Origin of the sequence: Micromonospora sp. WMMA1949 (assembly GCF_027460145.1) — a bacterium.
GTDB lineage: Bacteria > Actinomycetota > Actinomycetes > Mycobacteriales > Micromonosporaceae > Micromonospora.
This window is the reverse complement of the sequence record NZ_JAPZBG010000001.1, coordinates 4,529,971-4,548,745: the sequence shown is the minus strand read 5'-3', so window position 1 is coordinate 4,548,745 and position 18,775 is coordinate 4,529,971. Positions and strand designations below refer to the sequence as shown.

Here is an 18,775-nt window from a genome sequence, read left to right as displayed (position 1 = left end):
AAATGCGGGCACGAGCCCGCGCCCTTCGCGCCCAGGGTCACAACATCCGTTCGGTAGCCCGCAGCCTCTCCCTGCCCTACACCACGGTCTGGCACTGGTGCGTCGACCGACCAGAGCCGGCGATCTTCGGAAGCGCCGTCCGCTGCTTCCGGTGCCGCCCCAATCCGGACGCCCCACCCGACCATGCCTCCTACGCCTACCTGCTCGGGCTCTATCTTGGTGACGGACACCTGGTCACCACGGACCGGACGCCGGTGCTCCGCATCTACTGTGCCGACGCCTGGCCGAGCCTGATCGAGAAGTGCGACGCAGCGATGCGGGCGGTGTTGGCCAACAAGGTGCAGCGCATCCAGAAGCGCGGCTGTGTCGCCATACAGAGCACAGCACTCCACTGGCCGTGCCTGTTCCCCCAGCACGGACCGGGCAAGAAACACGAGCGCCCGATCGTCCTGACCGCCTGGCAGCGGAGCATCGTCGAGGCCCACCCGGGCGACTTCCTGCGCGGCCTGTTCCACTCCGACGGCTGCCGCTTCGCCAACCGGGTCGTCGTGCGCGGAAAGGAGTACGTCTATCCCCGCTACATGTTCTCCAACCGCTCCACCGACATCATGGCGCTGTGCCAGTGGTCCCTCGACCTGCTCGGCATCGCGTGGCGGATGAATCTGCCGTGGTCCCTGTCAGTCGCCCGCCGGGAGGCGGTCGCCGTGCTGGACCAACACGTCGGCCCGAAGTCCTGAGCAGCCTCAGATCGACGCCAGCGCCCGCGCGAGGTCCGCCCGCAGGTCCTCCGGGTCCTCCAGGCCGACCGAGACGCGCAGCAGCCCGCCACTGGGCTTGGCGTCGCCCTCGACCGGCCGGTGGGTGAGCGAGGCCGGGTGCTGGATCAGCGTGTCGACGCCGCCCAGCGACACCGCGTGCGTGATCAGTTCGCAGGCGCCGGCGACCTCGGCCGCGGCGGGCGCGCCGCCGCGTACCTCGAAGGCGAGCAGGCTGCCGGTGCCGGACATCTGGCGGCCGACCAGCCCGGCCGGGTCGTGCAGGGACGGGTGGTGGACGCGCTCGACAGCGGGGTGGCCGGCGAGCCAGGCGGCGAGCTTCTCCGCACCGGCCTGCTGGGCGCGGACCCGCAGCGGGAGGGTCTGGATGCCGCGGTGCAGCAGGTACGCGCCGAGCGGGTGCAGGACGGCGCCGGTGACGGCGCGGACCTGGCGCAGCCGGGCGGCCCACTCGGGAGCGCAGGCGATCACTCCGGCGAGGACGTCGCCGTGGCCGCCGATGCTCTTGGTGGCGCTGTGCAGCACGAGCGCGGCGCCGTGGCGGGCGGGCTGCTGGAGCACCGGGGTGGCGACGGTGTTGTCGACGAGCAGCGGGACGTCACCGGCGGCGCCGGCGAGCGCGGCGATGTCGACCAGGTCGAGGCTGGGGTTGGCGGGCGTCTCGACCAGCACCAGCGCGGTGTCGGGGCGGATCGCGGCGGCCACGTCGGCGGGGGTGGCCCAGGTGACCTCGGTGCCGAGCAGGCCGGTGGCGAGGACGTGGTCGGTGCCGCCGTAGAGGGGGCGGACGGCGACGACGTGGCGTTTGCCGTCGCGGGTGGCGGCGAGCAGGGCGGCGGTGAGGGCGGCCATGCCGCTGGCGAACGCGACCGCCTCGGCGGTGCCTTCGAGCTGGGCGAGCGCGGTCTCGAACCGGGCCACTGTGGGGTTCCAGAGGCGCTGGTAGACGGCGCTGCCGCCGGCCGGGAGGGTGCCGCCGGTGGCGAGCGTCTCGTAGTCGTCACCGCCGCCGGCCACCGAGGGCAGCGGGTTGGTGGTGGACAGGTCGATGGGCGGGACGTGGACGCCGAGCCCGGCGAGGTCGGCGCGCCCGGCGTGTACGGCTGCGGTGTCCACGGAAGTCATGCCGGAAGCGTCGAACATGACGATGGCAGAGGGCAATAGGAGCGAACAAGATTCTGGGAGTCGCGCTTTCGCCCGGTGGCGATTCGGTGAAGGATGGTCACATGCCTGCCGCACCGAATGATGTACGGCCGTTCGCCGGCCTGGACGACACCGATCGCGCGATCCTCACCGAGTTGGCGGCCGACGGCCGGCTGCCGAACAACGCGCTGGCCGAGCGGGTGGGGGTGGCGCCGTCGACGTGCCTGACGCGTACCCGGGCGCTGCGCGAGTGCGGGGCGATCCGCGGGTTCCACGCCGAGGTCGACCCGGCGGCGGTGGGTCTGCCGTTGCAGGCGCTGGTGTCGGTGCGGTTGACGGCGCACGAGCGGGCCGCCGTGGACGCGTTCCGGGCCCGGTCGGTGCGGCTACCAGGGGTGGTGTCGGTGTTCCACGTGGCGGGCGCGGAGGACTACGTGCTGCACGTGCGGGCCGCTTCCGGGGACGCGCTGCGGGACTTCGTCCTCGACCATCTGGCTGTCGATCCGGCGGTGCAGCACACCCAGACCAGCCTGATCTTCGAGCAGGCCCGGGGTATGGGGTAGCGCACCCGGCGGAACAATTCCGGCACGTCGCCTGTTGCACCACGCTGTGATCGACGTACCCATGTCTGTTCTTGATCTTGCCCCGGTGGCGGCGACCGGCAGTGCCGGTGAGGCGCTGCGACACACCACGGAGCTGGCCCGCCGCACCGAGGAGCTGGGCTACCGCCGGTTCTGGGTGGCCGAGCACCACAACATGCCGGCGATCGCGAGTTCGGCGCCGGCGGTGCTGCTCGCGCACCTGGCGGCGAACACCAGCACGATCCGGCTCGGCTCCGGCGGCGTGATGCTGCCCAACCACGCACCGCTGGTGGTGGCCGAGCAGTTCGGCACCCTGGAGGCGCTGCACCCGGGCCGGATCGACCTGGGCATCGGCCGGGCGCCGGGCACCGACCAGGTGACCGCGCTGGCGCTGCGCCGCACCATGGAGGGCCTGTCCGCCGAGCACTTCCCGCGTGAGCTGGCCGACCTGATGAACTACTTCTCCGGCGCCGAGCCGGGCCCGATCACCGCGACGCCGGGCCGCGGCCAGTCGCCGCAGGTGTGGCTGCTCGGGTCCAGCGGGTTCAGCGCGCAGCTGGCCGGCCTGCTCGGGCTGCCGTTCTCGTTCGCGCACCACTTCAGCTCGCAGAACACGATCCCGGCGTTGCAGCTCTACCGGCAGAACTTCCGGCCGTCGCAGTGGCTGGACCGGCCGTACGCGATGGTGGCCGTCAACGCGGTCTGCGCGGAGACCGACGAGCGGGCCGAGTGGCTGGCCGGGCCGGCCGGGCTGTCGTTCCTGAAGCTGCGCTCGGGGCGGCCGGAGCCGCTGGTCACGCCGGAGGAGGCGGCGGCGTACCCGTACTCGGAGTTCGAGCGGGAGTTCGTCGCCCAGCGCCGTGACGGGCAGGCGACCGGCTCGCCGGAGACGGTGGCCCGGCAGCTCGGTGAGTTGCTGGAGCGCACCGGCGCGGACGAGCTGATGCTCACCACGATGGTCTACGACGTGGCCGACCGGGTCCGCTCGTTCGAGCTGATCGCCGAGAAGGTGGCGGGCGGGCTGCGCCGGGAGGGCTGAAACACGCTCTTCATAGCCACGTCACCGCACCGTCGCGTGGGACGCCTAACTTTGTCCTCGGTGGTGGTACGGCATTCCCGGTCGGGACGGGTCGGGAATGCTGCGGTGTGGTGCACCGGGTCGCCGGCGGAGCGGATTCCGCGACCGGCGACCCGGTGCCTGCCGTTTCAGCGCAGGTAGATGTTCGGGGCGGGCGGGGTGCTCATGCCGTCGCCCAGGTGGAAGCCCGGGTGCGGCGGCTGGTTGTAGGCGGTGTTCTGCCAGGCCACCGCCACCCGGTACTGCGGGTCGTGCATCAGCGTCGGCAGGCGCAGGCCGGTGGTGACCGGCGTGCTGTAGATCCGTAGCGCGGTGCTGTCGGAGGTACGCCAGACCACCTCCTCGCGCCAGTCACCGAGCAGGTCGGCCGAGAGTGCCGGGGTGGACTTGGTGCCGTTGTTCGAGGCGACGCCGCTGCCGGTGAGCAGCCGGGTCTCGCCGCCGGTGCCGTACTTGTCGATCTTCGTGGCGTCGAGCAGTTCCCGGACCGGGTCGCCGTCCCACCAGATCAGGAAGTTCGCCGACGACGGCTTGCGCCCGATGTTCTGCCCCCGGGTGTTGAGCAGCCCGTCGACCGCCGACGACCAGGACTCCGCGCCCGGGCTGCCGGCCCAGACGTCACCGGAGACGCCGCGGCCGTTGTCGCCGTTCGGCGCGGTCTGCCAGATGATCTGCCCGGTACGCGCGTCGGCCATCCAGGAGCTGGGCTTGCTGCCGTCCTCGTCGACCTTGAAGATCTCCAGGCCGGCGCGGGACGTGTCGAGGTCGCCGACGTGCAGGGCGTCGCCGTGGCCGTTGCCGGTGGAGTACAGCAGCCGGCCGTTGTCGTCGATGGTGGCGGCGCCGTACACGATCTCCTGGCGGCCGTCGTTGTCGACGTCGGCCACGGAGAGCTGGTGGTTGCCCTGGCCGGCGGCGGCGCCGTTGCCGGAGGCGTTCGAGTCGAACGTCCAGCGCTTGCGCAGCGTGCCGTCGCGGAAGTCCCAGGCCGCGACGACGGCGCGGGTGTAGTAGCCGCGCGCCATGATCAGCGAGGGGCGCTGCCCGTCCAGGTACGCGGTGCCGGCGAGGAACCGGTCGACCCGGTTGCCGTACGAGTCGCCCCAGGACGAGACGGTGCCGCGCGGCGGGTCGTAGTCGACTGTGGAAAGTGCTGCGCCGGTGCGGCCGTCGAACATGGTCAGGTACTCCGGGCCGGCGAGCACGTAGCCGCTGGAGTTGCGGTGGTCGGCCGAGCCGTTGCCGATCACCTGGCCGGTGCCGGAGCGGGTGCCGTCGGCGGTCTTCATGGCCACTTCGGCGTCTCCGTCGCCGTCGTAGTCGTACACCTGGAACTGGGTGTAGTGGGCGCCGGCGCGGATGTTGCGGCCCAGGTCGACGCGCCACAGCCGGGTGCCGGCGAGCGTGTACGCGTCGACGTAGACGTTGCCGGTGTAGCCGGACTGCGAGTTGTCCTTGGCGTTCGACGGATCCCACTTGAGCACGAACTCGTACCGGCCGTCGCCGTCGAGGTCACCGACGCTCGCGTCGTTCGCCGAGTAGCTGTAGCCCTCCCCCGCCGGGGTGGTGCCGCCGGGTGGGGGCTGGATCGGCACGTCCAGGTAACCGTTGGCGAACTGGAGCGCCGGCGCGGACGCCGCCTGCTCGGCGCCGTTCACCACGGCCCGCACGGTGTACGCCGAGCCGGCCGCCGCGCCGCTGTCCAGGTACGTGGTGGCGCCGGTGATCGGGCTGCCGTTGACCTTGGTGCCGCCCCGGTAGAGGTTGAACGCCACGCCCGAGGTCTCGGTGCCGAGCAGCCGCCAGGAGACGAGGTTCCCGCTGCCGGAGCGGACGCTGACCAGCCCTCGGTCGAGCTTCTCCATCTGCTTCGCCCCGGCCGGCGGGTCGGTGGGCGGGGGTGTGGTCGGTGGCGGTGTGGTGGGCGGAGGTGTGGTGCTCGGTGGCGGCGTCGACGGTGGCGCGCTGGTCGACGGCGCGCCGGTGCAGGCGGTGCCGTTGAGCGTGAACGCGGCCGGGACCGGGTTCGACGCGTTGTTCCAGGAGCCGTTGAAGCCGAAGTTCGCGGTGCCGCCGGTGCCGATGGCCGCGTTGTAGCCGGCGTCGCGGGCGCTCACCTGCGCCCCGGACTGGCTGACCGTCGCGTTCCACGCCTGGACGACCTGCTGGCCGGCGGCGAAGCTCCAGCCGACAGTCCAGCCGTTGACCGGGTCGCCGAGGTTGGTGACTGTCACGTCGGCGCCGAAGCCGCCGCTCCACTGGTTGGTGATCCGGTAGTCGACCCGGCAGGCGACGGCCGCCGCGGCAGCAGTCATCGTGGTGAGCGCGCCGGCCGACAGGGTGACCGCCGAGGCCGCGGCGAGCAGCGCGATCCGGCGGCGAGGGGTGGTGGGGTGCACGGGGAACGCCTTTCGCGGAGGTCAGGCACGCGACGGTCGCCGGCCTGCCCGGACCGGCGGATACGTGCCCTGACGCGACGGGCGACGTCGACGCATCGACGTCGGTGATTCGGCTCCGCGCTTCGTCAGCCTAGGTCACCGCCGGACACGCCCACAAGCGCGGCGGAACGGTGGAGCGGCGGCGCGGTCGGGCGACGGCGCGAAGGAATGAACCGACAGCCGATATACCTCAGAGTCATAAATATGACCGAGAGGCATACCGGTCAGGGGACATGTTCTCTCCCGGCGAGCGACCGGCCGAGACAGAGCCCTCCCGGGCGACGGCACGGCCAGGCGAGGCGCGCGGTTCAGGCCGCGGGCGGCTCAGCCCTCGACAGCGGCGGCGAGCTTCCGCGACTCCGCGGCCTCGGTGGTCTCGGCGGTGGCCACCGGCTGCGGGACCTGCCCCGGCTGCGGGACCTGCCCCGGCTGCGCGGCCTCCGCCGGCTCGACGGACTCCCCCGGCTGGGCAGGCTTCCCCGCCTCGGCCGGCGGCGCGGCGGCCAGGGCCGCGTCGACAGTGGCGCGGGCCCGGCGGGTACGGCGCAGCGCGCGCACCGCCAGCCCGACGGCGACCAGCCAGGCGGCGCCGAGCAGCACGTACACCACGACCGGCACCGACCCGCCCACGCCGCCGGCGCTCAGCAGCGTGCGGGCGTTCGTCAGCACGATCACGCCGCCGATCACGGCGCCGAGCAGCTGGGCGGGAACGATGCGGACCAGCCAGGCGGCGATCGGCGCGGCGATCAGGCCGCCGACCAGGAGCGCGGCCACCGTCGGCAGCAGGAAGCCCTCGGAGCCCAGGCCGATGAGGAAGCCGATGCTGGCCGCGCCGGCCACCACGAACTCGGAGGTGTCCACCGAGCCGATGACCTTGCGGGGTTCCATCCGGCCGGACACCAGCAGCGCCGGGGTGGCGACCGGGCCCCAGCCACCGCCGCCGGTGGCGTCGACGAAGCCGGCGACCAGGCCGAGCGGCGCGAGGAAACGGCTGCGCAGCCGGCCGGCGGCCCGGTTCGCGCGCAGCGGCCGGGAGAACCGCACCAGCAGGTACGCGCCGAGCGTGAACAGGATGGCGGCCATCCACGGGGCCGCCGCCTCGGTGGAGATCGAGCTGAGGAAAGTCGCTCCGGCGAACGCGCCGATGGCGCCGGGCAGCGCGATCCGGCCGACCACCTTCCAGTCGACGTTGCCGAATCGCCAGTGCGAGACGCCGGCGGCGAGCGTGGTGCCGATCTCGGCCAGGTGCACCGAGGCGGACGCGGCGGCCGGTGCGACACCGGCGAACAGGAGAAGCGTCGAGGAGGTCAGCCCGTACGCCATGCCGAGCGCGCCGTCGACGAGTTGCGCGGCGAGCCCGACGAGGGCGAGGACCAGCAGCTTGCGCACGAGCGCCCCCTGACTTTTCGGTATCTCCTATCAACTTGGTCGACAATGCGGCACGAGGGCACCCCGGGTCAAGTCCCCCATCCGGTTGGTAGGAGTCGCCGGACGGTGTGCCCGGACGTGCGGAGGCGGTCGTCAGCTCCAGGCGCGCGGGTCGGCGGCCAGCTCGTTGACCCGGCCGGGCAGCGCGCCGGCCGCCACGTCGGCGATGGTGACCAGCTCGAGGATCTCCCGCTCGCTGGCCCGCAGCGCGATCCAGACGTCCTGCAGCGCGCGGGCCGCACCCTGGTAGCCGAGCTGCTCCGGACGCTGCCCGCGTACGTGCGCCAGCGGGCCGTCGATGACGCGGATCACCTCGGCCAGGGAGATCTCCCCGGCCGGCCGGGCCAGCCAGTAGCCGCCCTCCGGGCCACGCTGGGCGTGCACGATGCCGCCCCGGCGCAGTTGCAGCAGGATGCTCTCCAGGAACTTCGGCGGGATGTCCTGCGCGCGGGCGATCTGCTCGGCGGTCACCGGGCGGCTCCGCTCGGCAGTCCCGTCCGCGACGGAGGCCAGCTCGGCGGCCGCGCGGAGGGCATAGTCGACCCGGGCGGAAAGGCGCATACGGCCAGGTTAGTCCGCTGCGATGCGGACCGGCCGCCGGGCCCGCGTCCGGACGATCACCGGCCGGACGGTCAGCCGCCGACGCGCCGCAGCAGCCCCTCCTGGACGGCGCTGGCGATGTGCCGTCCGTCGGTGGTGAACATCCGGCCGGTGGCCAGGCCACGGGCACCCGATGCCGACGGGCTCCAGCAGTCGTACAGGAACCACTCGTCGGCACGGAACGACCTGTGGAACCACAGGGCGTGGTCGAGGCTCGCGCCGACCACGCCGCCCGGCCCCCACACCTCGCCGTGCACCGACAGCACCGAGTCCAGCAGCGTCAGGTCGGAGGCGTACGTGAGGGCGCACGCGTGCAGCAGCGGATCGTCCGGCAGCTTGCCGTCAAGGCGCATCCACACCCGCTGGTGCGGTTCGGCCGGGCGGTCACCGGGACGCACCCAGCCGGGCTCGCCGACGTACCGCACGTCGATCGGGCGCGGGATCATCCCCCAGATGCCGAGGCGCTCCGGGTAGCGGGAGAGCCGGTCGGTCATGGTCGGCACGTCGTCCGGGCGGGGTACGTCCGGCGGGAGCGGGGCGTGGTGGTCCAGCCCCTCCTCCTGGCGCTGAAACGACGCCGACATGAAGAAGATCGGCTTGTCGTGCTGCAGCGCCACCGAGCGGCGTACCGAGAAGGAGCGGCCGTCGCGGACGTTCTCCACCTGGTACTCGATCGGCTCGGCCGGGTCGCCGGGGCGCACGAAGTAGCCGTGCAGGGAGTGCACGGCCCGCTCCGCGTCGACGGTGCGGCCGGCCGCGACCAGGGCCTGACCGGCGACCTGGCCGCCGTAGACCCGCTGCGGGCCCACCGGCGGGCTCATCCCCCGGAAGGTCATCTCCCCGGTACGGGCGAGGTCGAGCACCTCCAGCAGCTGGTCGACCGCCGCCTGCCCGGTCGCCACACTCATTGGAGGGCTCGTGCCGAGGCAGCGTCGACCAGCGAGCCCAGCTGGTGCACGCGCAGCGTGTTGGTGGAGCCGGGGGTGCCGGGCGGGCTGCCCGCCACGATCACCACGTAGTCGCCCGGGTTGGCCCGGTTGAGGCCGAGCAGCGCCTGGTCGACCTGGCGGAACATGTCGTCGGTGTGCTGGACGAACGGCATCAGGAACGTCTCCACGCCCCAGGACAGCGCGAGCTGGTTGCGCACCTCCGGCACCGGCGTGAACGCCAGCAGCGGCAGGTCGCAGTGCAGCCGGGCCAGGCGCTTGACGGTGTCACCGGTCTGCGAGAACGCGACCATGGCCTTGGCGCCGATGGCCCGGGCGATCGACGAGGCGGCGACGGTGAGCGCGCCGCCGTGCGTACGCGGGTCGTGCTGCAGCCGGGGGACGGCGATCGAGCCGGCCTCGGTGGTGGTGATGATCTTCGCCATGGTGCTGACGGTGAGGACCGGGTACTTGCCGACGCTGGTCTCGCCGGAGAGCATCACCGCGTCGGCGCCGTCGAGCACCGCGTTGGCCACGTCGGACGCCTCGGCGCGGGTCGGACGGGAGTTCTCGATCATCGAGTCGAGCATCTGGGTGGCCACGATGACCGGCTTGGCGTTCTCCCGGCACAGCTGCACGGCGCGCTTCTGCACCAGCGGCACCTGGTCCAGCGGCAGTTCGACGCCGAGGTCGCCGCGGGCGACCATGACGCCGTCGAAGGAGAGCACGATCGCCTCCAGGTGGTCGACCGCCTCCGGCTTCTCGACCTTGGCCAGGACCGGGCGGCGCACACCCTCCTCGTCCATGATCGAGTGGACGAGCTTGATGTCCTCCGGCGACCGGACGAACGACAGCGCGACCAGGTCGACGCCGAGGCCGAGGGCGAAGCGCAGGTCCTCGGCATCCTTGTCGGACAGGGCCGGGACGCTCACCGCGACGTTCGGCAGCGAGACGCCCTTGTTGTTGGAGACCGGGCCACCCTCGGTGACCAGGCACCGGATGTCGTTACCGGTGACGTCGCTGACCTCGACCGCGACGCGGCCGTCGTCGATCAGCAGCCGGTCGCCCGGCTTCACCTCCTGGGGCAGCTTGCGGTAGGTGCAGGAGACCCGCTCCTTGGTGCCGACGACGTCGTCACCGGTGATCACGACGGAGTCGCCGGTACGCCACTCGTGCGGGCCGTCGGCGAACCGGCCGAGACGGATCTTGGGGCCCTGGAGGTCGGCGAGCACGGCGACCGGCTTGCCGGCCGCCTCGGCCGCTTCCCGGACCAGCCGGTAGACCGACTCGTGGTCGGCGTGACTGCCGTGGCTGAAGTTGAGCCTCGCCACGTTCATGCCGGCTTCGACGAGCCCGCGGATACGCTCCGGGGACGCGGTGGCGGGGCCGAGAGTGCAGACGATCTTCGCGCGGCGTGTCACGCCCATCAGGCTAGTCTCTCTTCCGGATCGGCCTCCCGGCCGACCCCTTGCGAGCTGCGGAACAGTTGTCCAACGACGCGCGTCAACCGCGTGGGCGGGCGGTAGGCGTACCGCACCGCGACGTCGTGTGGCGGGCATCGGCGACCGCGCGGTGAGAAATCGTACCGCTCCCCGCCAGAGGCCGGCCGGGGGCACGGTAGCGCCGCCGCCCACTGCCGGTCGACGGTGGGCGGTGGGCGGGTACGCGACAGCGGGTGGTGCCGCCGGAGGGGCGCGAGCCGCGCCTCAGCTCTCCGTCTTGACCAGCGGGAACTCCAGCGAGCCGGCCGGGCAGAGGAAGGTGAGCACCTCGACCCGGTACAGCCCGGCCTGCACCGCCGGGTCGGCCTCCATGACGCTGCGGACGTCGTCCACCGAGCCGGTGCGGGCCAGACCGAAACCGATCGGCGGGTCGGGTTCCCGCGCCGGGCCGTCGACGGATCCGTCCACGAGCACGATGCCGCGCCGTTGCAGCGCCCGCATGTGCTGGAGGTGCTCGGCCTGCAGCCGCTGCACCGTCTCGTCCGGCAGGGCCCGCCCCGAGGGCCCCGGGTAGAGCACGATGCACTCGTACGTGTCCAGCGCGAAGTCGAGCTGTGGCGTCGCGGCCATGCGCACCTCCTGAGCACCGTTCCGCCCAGCCTCCCACGGCGGGCCGGTGTGCCGAGGCTGCTCGCCGCAACTGCCCGGCTGGTCGTCGGGAGGCTTCGCCGGTCCGATTCGGGGAAAGCTCCCGCGTCCGGGCGTGCGACGGCCCGCGACCGCGTACGAGCCCGGGAGGACCGCGAATGGCCGCCAGCACCCAGCCCGCCAAGGCGTCGGGCAGCTACCGGATCGGTGGCGACCTGCCGGTCGACCGCCTCGGCTACGGGGCGATGCAGCTCACCGGGCCGGGCGTGTGGGGTGACCCGAAGCATCCGGCCGAGGCGGTACGGGTGCTGCGCCGCGCGTACGAGCTGGGCGTCACGTTCATCGACACCGCCGACTCGTACGGGCCGTTCGTCAGTGAGCTGCTGATCCGCGAGGCGCTGCACCCGTACGCCGACGATCTGGTCATCGCGACGAAGGCCGGGCTGACCCGCGCCGGCCCGGACGACTGGCGGCCGGTGGGGCGCCCGGAGTACCTGCGCCAGCAGTGCGAGCTGAGCCTGCGCCACCTGGGCCTGGACTGCATCCCCCTCTACCAGCTGCACCGCATCGACGCGAAGGTGCCGCTGGCCGACCAGCTCGGCGAGCTGGCGCTGCTGCGCCAGGAGGGCAAGATCCGGCACATCGGGCTGTCCCAGGTCGGCGTCGAGGAGATCGAGGCGGCCCGGGCGATCGCGCCGATCGTGTCCGTGCAGAACCTCTACAACCTGGCCGACCGCAGCGCGGAGGACGTGCTGGAGCACTGCGAGCGCCACGACCTGGCGTTCATCCCGTGGTTCCCGATCGCCACCGGCAACCTGGCCCGCCCCGGCGGACCACTCGACGCGATCGCGACCGGGCACGGCGCCGCCCCGGCGCAGCTCGCGCTGGCCTGGCTGCTGCGCCGGTCGGCGGTGATGCTGCCGATCCCGGGCACGTCGTCGGTGGCGCACCTGGAGGAGAACGTGGCGGCGGCCGAGGTGGAGCTGACCGACGCCGAGTTCGAGGCGCTGGCCGGGGCCGCCTGACCCGGCCACCGCACCTCCCCCGACCGGCCCCTTTCGCAGACGGTGACCGGGCAACTACGGTCAGAGGGATTCTCACGAGTGGGGGTCCCCTGTGGAGGAGTTCGACTACGTCATCGTGGGAGCCGGCGCGGCGGGCTGCGTGCTGGCGAACCGGCTCACCGAGGATCCGGGCACCCGGGTGCTGCTGCTGGAGGCGGGCGGCTGGGACCGCAGCCCGTACGTGCGGGTGCCGAAGGCGTTCTCCCGGCTGATGGACGACGAGCGCACCGCCTGGCACTACCCGGCCACCACCGGGCCGGGCCGCCAGGAGATCTGGCAGCGCGGACGGATGATCGGCGGCTCCACCTCGGTCAACGGCATGATCTGGAGCCGCGGCGCGGCGCACGACTGGGACGCCCTGGAGCCGCTCGGCTGGGGCTGGTCGGTCATGGGCCGGGTGTTCCCGCGGCTGGAGGACCACCCGCTCGGCCCCGCACCGCACCGGGGCACCGGCGGCCCGGTGCGGCTGTCCATCGCCACCGGCACCGACCCGCTCGCCGAGGAGATGGTGGCCACCGGCGCCGAGCTGGGCTGGCGCCGCGCCGACGACCTGGACGCCCACGACGACGAGCGGATCGGCTACCCCACCGCCACCATCCACGCCGGACGCCGGGTCAGCGCCGCGGACGCGTTCCTGCACCCGGTCCGGCGCCGGCCCAACCTGACCGTCGAGGTCGGCGCCGTCGTCCTGCGGGTGCTCGTCGAGGGCGGCCGGGCCACCGGGGTACGGGTGGCGCACGGCGGCCGGGAGACCACGTACCGGGCAGCGGGTGAGGTGATCCTCGCCGCGGGCGCCCTGGCCACCCCGCACCTGTTGCAGGTCTCCGGCATCGGGCCGGCGGACACGCTGCGGGCCGCCGGGGTGCCGGTGCTGCTCGACCGGCCCCGGGTCGGCGCCGGGCTGCGCGAGCACCGGTCGATAGTCCTGCAGTACCGCCTCACCGAACCCGGCGGCCACAACATGACCATCGGCAGCCCGCTCGGGCAGGCCCGGGCGGCGCTGCGCTGGCTGCTCACCCGGGGCGGCCCGCTCGCCCTGCCGGTGCTGGACGTCGCGGCGCACATCAAGTCCCGGCCGGACCTGGACCGCCCGGACGCGCACCTGCTGATGGCGCCGTTCTCCGCCGCGCCACCGCGGCCCGGCAAGGCCCTCGAACTGGAACGGGAGCCGGGCCTGATGTGCCTGGGCACCGTCAGCCGGCCGGACAGCGAGGGCAGTCTGGCGATCACCGACGCGGACCCGCGTACGCCGCCGGCCGTCGTGGCGAACTATCTGACCACCGCGCACGACCGGCGGGTGGCGGTGGACCTGTTCCGCCGGATGCGGGAGTTCTTCGGCACCGGCCCGATCGCGAAGCGCATCCAGGGCGAGACGGTGCCCGGTACGGCGACCACTACCGACGCGGAGATCGTCGAGGCGGCGGTGGCGCGCGGCTACTGCGGCTACCACGCCATCGGCACCTGCGCGATGGGCACCGGCGACGAGCACGTGGTCGATCCACTGTTGCGGGTACGCGGCGTGGACGGGCTGCGGGTGGTCGACGCGTCGGTGCTGCCGGTGATGGTGGCGGGCTGGACCAGCGCCCCGGTGACCGGGCTGGCCTGGCGGGCCGCCGACGTGATCACGGGGCGGGACGCGGACTGACCGACGGCACGCGCGACGGCCCGGCCGGACGTGCCCGGCCCGCGCGGCGGCGGGCCCGGGCGGGTGGCTCAGACCGCGAAGCAGTTCGGCTGGATCGCGGCGCCGGAGAGCACCTGACGCACCGCCGTGTACGTGGTGCCGTCCAGCACCAGCCCGAGGTGGCCGACGACCCGCAGCGGGCACCACGCCTGCACCAGGATGTTCGTGGCGCCGTCGGCGAGCACGGCGTTGTCCACCGGCCGGACCAGTTCGTCCTGCCAGGTGCGTACGGTGGCCCAGCGCACCGGGCCGGGGGTGTCGTCCCCGGCGTTGAGGTCGGCGAGGAAGCTCGACCCGATGGTCATCTGCTGGCAGGCGATCACCCCGGCGCAGCTGCCGAGCCCGAGGACGGCGACCAGGTTCGCGACGTAGGTGCCGTACTGCGGGCTGCCCAGGCTGACGTACTGGTCGACGGTCGCCGCGCCGCCGAGGTACTTGACGTACCAGCGGCTGACCAGGCCGCCCTCCGAGTGGCCGACCAGGTCGACCCGGGCCGCTCCGGTGGTGGCGCGCACCCCGTCCACGTAGGACGACAACGCGCGGGCGGACTCGCGGATGTCGCCGAGACCGAGGTTCGGCAACTGGAAGATCGAGACGCGGTAGCCGTCGGCGCGCAGCCGGGCGGCGATCGGCTCGTACGCGATGGAGATTCCACTCAGGCCACCGACCACGATCACCGGGTCGGCGGCCGCGGCGGCGGCCCGTTGCGCGGCGGTGGCGACGGTGGCCGTGGCCGGCGGCGCGGCGGGTTCGGCGGCGGCCTGGGCGGCGGCCGGGACGAGCAGGACGGTGGCGGCGACGGTGGTGGCGGCCAGGATCGTTCGGAGCAGCATGGGCTGCACCTCCGGGGGGAGGCACCCGGGCGGGCCCGGGGGGACGGGTGGGATCCGATCGATCGTGGACACGATGATGCGTGTCCGATTTCACACACGTCAATGAAAAGTTACGCGGCGGTAACCCTTGTCGCGCCCTGCGCGCAAACCGGCATGCCGGACCGGGCTCAGTTGCCCAGCGCCTGGACCTTCGCGATGGTCTCCCGTACGTGCTGCCGGGCCGGCTCCCCGCCCTGCGCGGCCTGCGCCAGCGCCTGCCGGTACGAGTCGATGACCCCGATCAGCGGCCCTGCCGTGGCCCCCTCCAGCGCGCCCGCCACCAGCGCCCGCGCCTCGGCCGCGTCCTGCGCCGCCGCCGCGGTGCGCGCCTTGGCCTCGTCGAGCTTCTGAGCCGCCGCCGCCAGCCTCGCGATGATCTCCGCCGCGCTCACACGCCCTCCCCAGCTCACCGACCCCGCGAGCCTACCGCCCCACCCCGCCCCGCCGTCCTCGCGATCTTGTACTTTCCGCCCGCCCACAAGCCACATATGCCGCGCCCTCGGGGCCACAACTCCATGATCGACGAAGCGGCGTGGGGTGAGGGCGGGGCGGGCGGGCAGGGCGTCAGCGCAGGAGGCGGAACAGGAGGAGGTAGAGGCAGAAGAAGGACGGGGAGACCAGCGCACAGATCACGAAACCGAGCGGCACGTACCGGCCGGCCGGCGGGGCGTCGCCCTCCACCACCGGGCGGCCCCAGCGGGCCAGCACCACCTGACCGGCCACGAAGGACAGCAGCGGCACCCCCGCGCAGGACAGCGCCGCCACCAGGTCCAGCCCGGTCACCGGCAGCGACGAACCCACAATCGCGATCAGCATCAGCAGCGAGCCCGCGAGCGCGCAGCCCGCGTACACCACCACCGCCCGCGCCGGCGCCGACCAGGTGGGCAGCAGCACCGGCGTGCGGGCCAGCGCGTCGGCCTGCTGCCCGTACCCGTCGGCCTCCTCGGCGAGCCGCCCCGCCGCCGCCAGCTCCGCCGCCGGGTCACCCGCCCGCGGGGCCGGCACACCCCCCGAGGGGTACGCCCCGACATCCGGCCGCCCCGGCGCGTCGGCTGCGCCGCCGGTCACCCCGTCCCCCGGTCCGGGCGCGGAACCCGGCGCTCCCCCGCCGGCCGCCATCGCCGGTGCCGGCGCCTCCGCCGGGACCGACGTCATCGGCACGCCGATCGCCTGCCCGAGCCGGTCCAGGTGCTGCCCCTGGGCGGCGAGGCGCTGCCCGAGCGTGTCGACGGCGGACTGGAGGCCGCGGCGGCGCTCCGCCTCGGCGGCGATCTCCCGCTCACCGCCGCGCTGCCGGGTCGACAGCTCCCGCAGCAGCGCCGCGTACTCGTCGAATCCGCTCATGCTGGGCCGTCTTCCGTTCGCGACTGCGGGGCTCGCAAACCCGGCTCACTCCTCGCGCTCACGTGATATCTCCCCCGGCGGCGAACGGCACGATCAGCGCGGTGCGGTGCTCGTGCCGGTCGACCAGGAGGGCGCGGCCGTCGCGCGGCGCGTACGCGAGGTCGTGCACGCCGAGGTGCAGGCCCAGGTCGGCGGCGGGAACGTTGAGCGCGACCAGGCCGGTCACGTCGTCGCGGTGCCCGCTGCCGCCGAGGTCGTCGGCGAGGCGGCGCAGCCCGCGCCACCAGCCGAGCACGTGCGTGCCGCGCGCGGGCCCCTGGCGCAGCACGGCGCGCAGGTCGTCGTACCCGGAGCGGAACGTCGCCGGGTCGGAGGCGGCCAGCGTCGTGGCGGCGGCGTCCATGCCGAACACCACCAGGTAGGTGCGCCCGGACGCCGGGCTGTCGCCGGCGGCGGCCTCGGCGAGCTGGGCGCGCAGCGCGTCGGCGTCGAGGCGCCGGACCGGATGCCCGGCTGCGGCCAGCGTCATGGCCAGGTCGTCGGCGGCCTCCGTGGTGCCCGGCGCCAGCGGGGCGAACAGGAACCGGGCGGTGCCGGGTGCGTGCTGGCGGGCCAGCGACAGGGCGGCCGACCGGAGCACGTCCGCGCCGGCCGCGGCGGTGCCGACCACGGCGAGGTGCCGGCCCGGACTGGCGTCGAGCGCGAACCCGGCCGGACTGCCGGCCACGTCGACCACGCGGCCGACGAGTGCGTACGGCGTGTCGGCGCCGGGTGTCAGCGCGGTCCAGGCGCTGTCGTCGGTGAGCCGGGGCGTCTCGTGTCCCCGGAAGACGGCAGGCGGGCGTGACCCGGCCGGGCGGGCCGCGTGCAGCTCGTGGCGCAGCGCGGCGAGGTCGGCCGAGGCGGCGTGCGCATCGGGGAACCGCACCTCCACGTCCGAGCCGGGCGCGCCCGCGCCGGTGTTCACCACGGCGGTGCCGACGGTGAGCCCGCGCGCGGCGTCGTTGCGCGGGTCCAGCACGGCGTCGCCGCCGGGTAGCGCGATCCGCAGCGGGAACTGCCCGAAGATGGCCTCGGCCCGGCCGTAGAGCGCCTCGATGCCGGTGGTGCTCTGGCTCGCCAGCACCAGGTGCAGGCCGTACGAGCGACCCTTGCGGGCCAGCTCCTCGATCAGGTCGACGGCCTGCCGGGCCAGCGCGTCGTTGCCGGCGAACAGCACGTGGAACTCGTCGACGACGGTGACGATCCGGGGCGGCCGGGCGTTCGGCGGCAGGTCCGCCAGCCGGCTGACCCCGTGCCGCTTCAGCAGGTCGGCGCGGCGGCCCAGCTCGGCGCGCAGCTCGCGCAGCACCGCCACGCCGTACTCGCGGTCGGACTCGATGCCGACCGCGTCGGCGTGCGGCAGCCAGGTGGGGTCGCGGTCGGTGGGCACGAACTCGGTGAAGCTGACGCCCTCCTTGAAGTCGAGCAGCATCAGCCTCAGCTCGGCCGGGGAGTAGCGGGCCGCCAGCCCGTAGAGCACGTCGAGCAGCAGGACCGTCTTGCCGGCGCCGGTCCGCCCGCCGACCAGCCAGTGCGGGGTGGCGTCGTCGAACGCCACGCTCAGCGGCCGGCGTCCGGCCCGGCCGAGCACGGTACGCAGCCCGGAAGCGGCGGACCCGGCCCACCGCTGCGCGGGTAGCAGGTCGGCGAACGTGACGCCGTCCTGACCGGCGGTCTCGGCGTACCGGCGGGCCAGCGCGGTCACCGTGGCGTGCGAGGGGTCGCCGTCGAGCACCACCGGTGCGGCCAGCCCGCTGCCGTCGGCGCTGAACGGACGGCCGGGCGGGTCCCCGACGAGGGTGTACCGCTCGGTGAGGCGCAGCTGGGTGGTGGCGCCCAGCGGCGGCGCGGCGGACGGCCCGGCGGGCGGCCCGGCGGGCGGGTGGCCGGCCAGCAGCACGCAGACCGCGGCGGCCGGGCCGGCGTGGGTGAGCGCGGCGAGCCGGGCCAGCTCCCGGGGCGGGGGCGCGGACGCGGCGACCACCACCAGCAGCTCGCGGTCCTCCGGCGCGGATCGCTGGGCGGTACGCGCGTGGCGCTCGGCCAGCTCGAGCAGCGCCGTCGTCTCCGCCTCGGTGGTCGCCGTCGCGGCGAGCACACCGGCGTCGTGCAGCGGGCGCAGCGGAAGGAACGCCGCGCCGAAGGCCGCCTGGTCGATGCCGGCGACCCGGATCGCGCCGGCCGGCGCGGCGGTCAGCAGCCGTACCACCACCGCCCGCAGCAGCTCGCCGACGCGCGGGTCGCGGGCGTCCGCGTCGATCGCCAGGTGCGCGCCCGCCCCCACCGGCACGAGCACCGGGAACGCGCCGTCCACTGTGGTCGCCGCGCCGAGGCGTACCGGAACGGGGTGAGTCGCGACGCGGGCGGTGCCGGGCACCGCGGCGGCCAGCTCACCGCCGAGGCGGGCCAGCCGCGCGACCAGCTCCGGGCTGCCGACCGGCGCCGGGCCGGCGGCGCCGAGCAGCCGCCGGGCCGCCTCCCAGTGGCGCACCGCCCGTCGATGCCGATCGACCGCCTGCCGGTACGCCGAAGCGAGTCTGCCCACCGTCCGCCCTCCGACGTTTTGCGATCGAGGGGAACCCTAACGGACCCGCGCCGCACCGGCACGAGGCGCTCGGCACGCGGGATTCGTCAGCTGTTCACCCGGCTGCGAGCGGCCCGGCCGCTTGCCGTTCCCCCGGGCCCGCTTGCCTTCCCCCAGGCAATCGT

General features: G+C 74.1%; 16 protein-coding genes. 5 read left to right on the top strand and 11 right to left on the bottom strand.

What is annotated here, in order from left to right:
• Nucleotides 1–2 precede the first annotated feature (2 nt).
• A complete protein-coding gene (locus O7607_RS21555; protein WP_269704966.1) occupies nt 3–737 on the top strand; it encodes a transcriptional regulator in 735 nt (244 codons plus the stop codon).
• Between the two features lie 6 nt (nt 738–743).
• Here the strand turns inward: O7607_RS21555 and O7607_RS21550 are convergent, their stop codons facing one another.
• Nucleotides 744–1,919, bottom strand: a complete 1,176-nt coding sequence (locus O7607_RS21550; RefSeq protein ID WP_269704965.1) for a trans-sulfuration enzyme family protein — start codon at nt 1,917–1,919, stop codon at nt 744–746.
• 83 nt (nt 1,920–2,002) lie between these two features.
• On the opposite strand from O7607_RS21550, the gene O7607_RS21545 reads away from it, so the two are divergent.
• Both O7607_RS21545 and O7607_RS21540 read left to right on the top strand, forming a co-directional pair.
• A complete protein-coding gene (locus O7607_RS21545) occupies nt 2,003–2,482 on the top strand; it encodes an Lrp/AsnC family transcriptional regulator (protein WP_047894721.1) in 480 nt (159 codons plus the stop codon).
• A 61-nt stretch (nt 2,483–2,543) separates the two neighbouring features.
• Nucleotides 2,544–3,539, top strand: a complete 996-nt coding sequence (locus O7607_RS21540; protein WP_269704964.1) for an LLM class flavin-dependent oxidoreductase — start codon at nt 2,544–2,546, stop codon at nt 3,537–3,539.
• Between the two features lie 167 nt (nt 3,540–3,706).
• On the opposite strand, the gene O7607_RS21535 is transcribed toward O7607_RS21540, so the two are convergent.
• From O7607_RS21535 to O7607_RS21510, 6 genes are all read right to left on the bottom strand, one after another.
• Nucleotides 3,707–5,977: a rhamnogalacturonan lyase family protein gene (locus O7607_RS21535; protein WP_269704963.1), complete on the bottom strand. Its 2,271-nt coding sequence runs from the start codon at nt 5,975–5,977 to the stop codon at nt 3,707–3,709.
• 363 nt (nt 5,978–6,340) lie between these two features.
• Entirely contained in the window at nt 6,341–7,405 is a 1,065-nt protein-coding gene (locus O7607_RS21530) for a sulfite exporter TauE/SafE family protein (RefSeq protein WP_269704962.1), read from the bottom strand.
• 132 nt (nt 7,406–7,537) lie between these two features.
• A complete protein-coding gene (locus O7607_RS21525) occupies nt 7,538–8,005 on the bottom strand; it encodes an RrF2 family transcriptional regulator (protein WP_269704961.1) in 468 nt (155 codons plus the stop codon).
• 71 nt (nt 8,006–8,076) lie between these two features.
• Nucleotides 8,077–8,952, bottom strand: a complete 876-nt coding sequence (locus tag O7607_RS21520; protein ID WP_269704960.1) for an acyl-CoA thioesterase — start codon at nt 8,950–8,952, stop codon at nt 8,077–8,079.
• Nucleotides 8,949–10,397 carry a pyruvate kinase gene (pyk, locus tag O7607_RS21515; protein ID WP_269704959.1) on the bottom strand — a complete coding sequence of 483 codons (1,449 nt, stop codon included), beginning with the start codon at nt 10,395–10,397 and terminating at the stop codon, nt 8,949–8,951. The genes O7607_RS21520 and pyk overlap by 4 nt, the downstream gene beginning before the upstream one ends.
• Nucleotides 10,398–10,676: 279 nt before the next feature.
• Nucleotides 10,677–11,042 (bottom strand): YciI family protein, encoded by a 366-nt coding sequence (locus tag O7607_RS21510; RefSeq protein WP_269704958.1) that lies wholly within the window; start codon nt 11,040–11,042, stop codon nt 10,677–10,679.
• A 176-nt stretch (nt 11,043–11,218) separates the two neighbouring features.
• Here O7607_RS21510 and O7607_RS21505 point away from each other — a divergent pair, with 176 nt between their 5' ends.
• Both O7607_RS21505 and O7607_RS21500 read left to right on the top strand, forming a co-directional pair.
• Nucleotides 11,219–12,085, top strand: coding sequence for an aldo/keto reductase (locus tag O7607_RS21505; RefSeq protein WP_269704957.1), 867 nt, complete (start codon nt 11,219–11,221; stop codon nt 12,083–12,085).
• Between the two features lie 91 nt (nt 12,086–12,176).
• Complete coding sequence (locus O7607_RS21500; RefSeq protein WP_269704956.1) at nt 12,177–13,769, top strand: GMC family oxidoreductase; 1,593 nt, start codon at nt 12,177–12,179, stop codon at nt 13,767–13,769.
• A 68-nt stretch (nt 13,770–13,837) separates the two neighbouring features.
• Here the strand turns inward: O7607_RS21500 and O7607_RS21495 are convergent, their stop codons facing one another.
• The 4 genes from O7607_RS21495 to O7607_RS21480 all read right to left on the bottom strand — a co-directional run bounded on the left by O7607_RS21495 (nt 13,838) and on the right by O7607_RS21480 (nt 18,611).
• On the bottom strand, nt 13,838–14,641 hold the full coding sequence (locus O7607_RS21495) for a lipase family alpha/beta hydrolase (RefSeq protein ID WP_269704955.1): 804 nt from the start codon (nt 14,639–14,641) through the stop codon (nt 13,838–13,840).
• A gap of 167 nt (nt 14,642–14,808) precedes the next feature.
• Nucleotides 14,809–15,072, bottom strand: a complete 264-nt coding sequence (locus O7607_RS21490; RefSeq protein ID WP_269704954.1) for a DUF6244 family protein — start codon at nt 15,070–15,072, stop codon at nt 14,809–14,811.
• 172 nt (nt 15,073–15,244) lie between these two features.
• Nucleotides 15,245–16,024: a hypothetical protein gene (locus O7607_RS21485; protein ID WP_269704953.1), complete on the bottom strand. Its 780-nt coding sequence runs from the start codon at nt 16,022–16,024 to the stop codon at nt 15,245–15,247.
• Between the two features lie 58 nt (nt 16,025–16,082).
• On the bottom strand, nt 16,083–18,611 hold the full coding sequence (locus tag O7607_RS21480) for an FtsK/SpoIIIE domain-containing protein (RefSeq protein WP_269704952.1): 2,529 nt from the start codon (nt 18,609–18,611) through the stop codon (nt 16,083–16,085).
• Between the last annotated feature and the right edge of the window lie 164 nt (nt 18,612–18,775).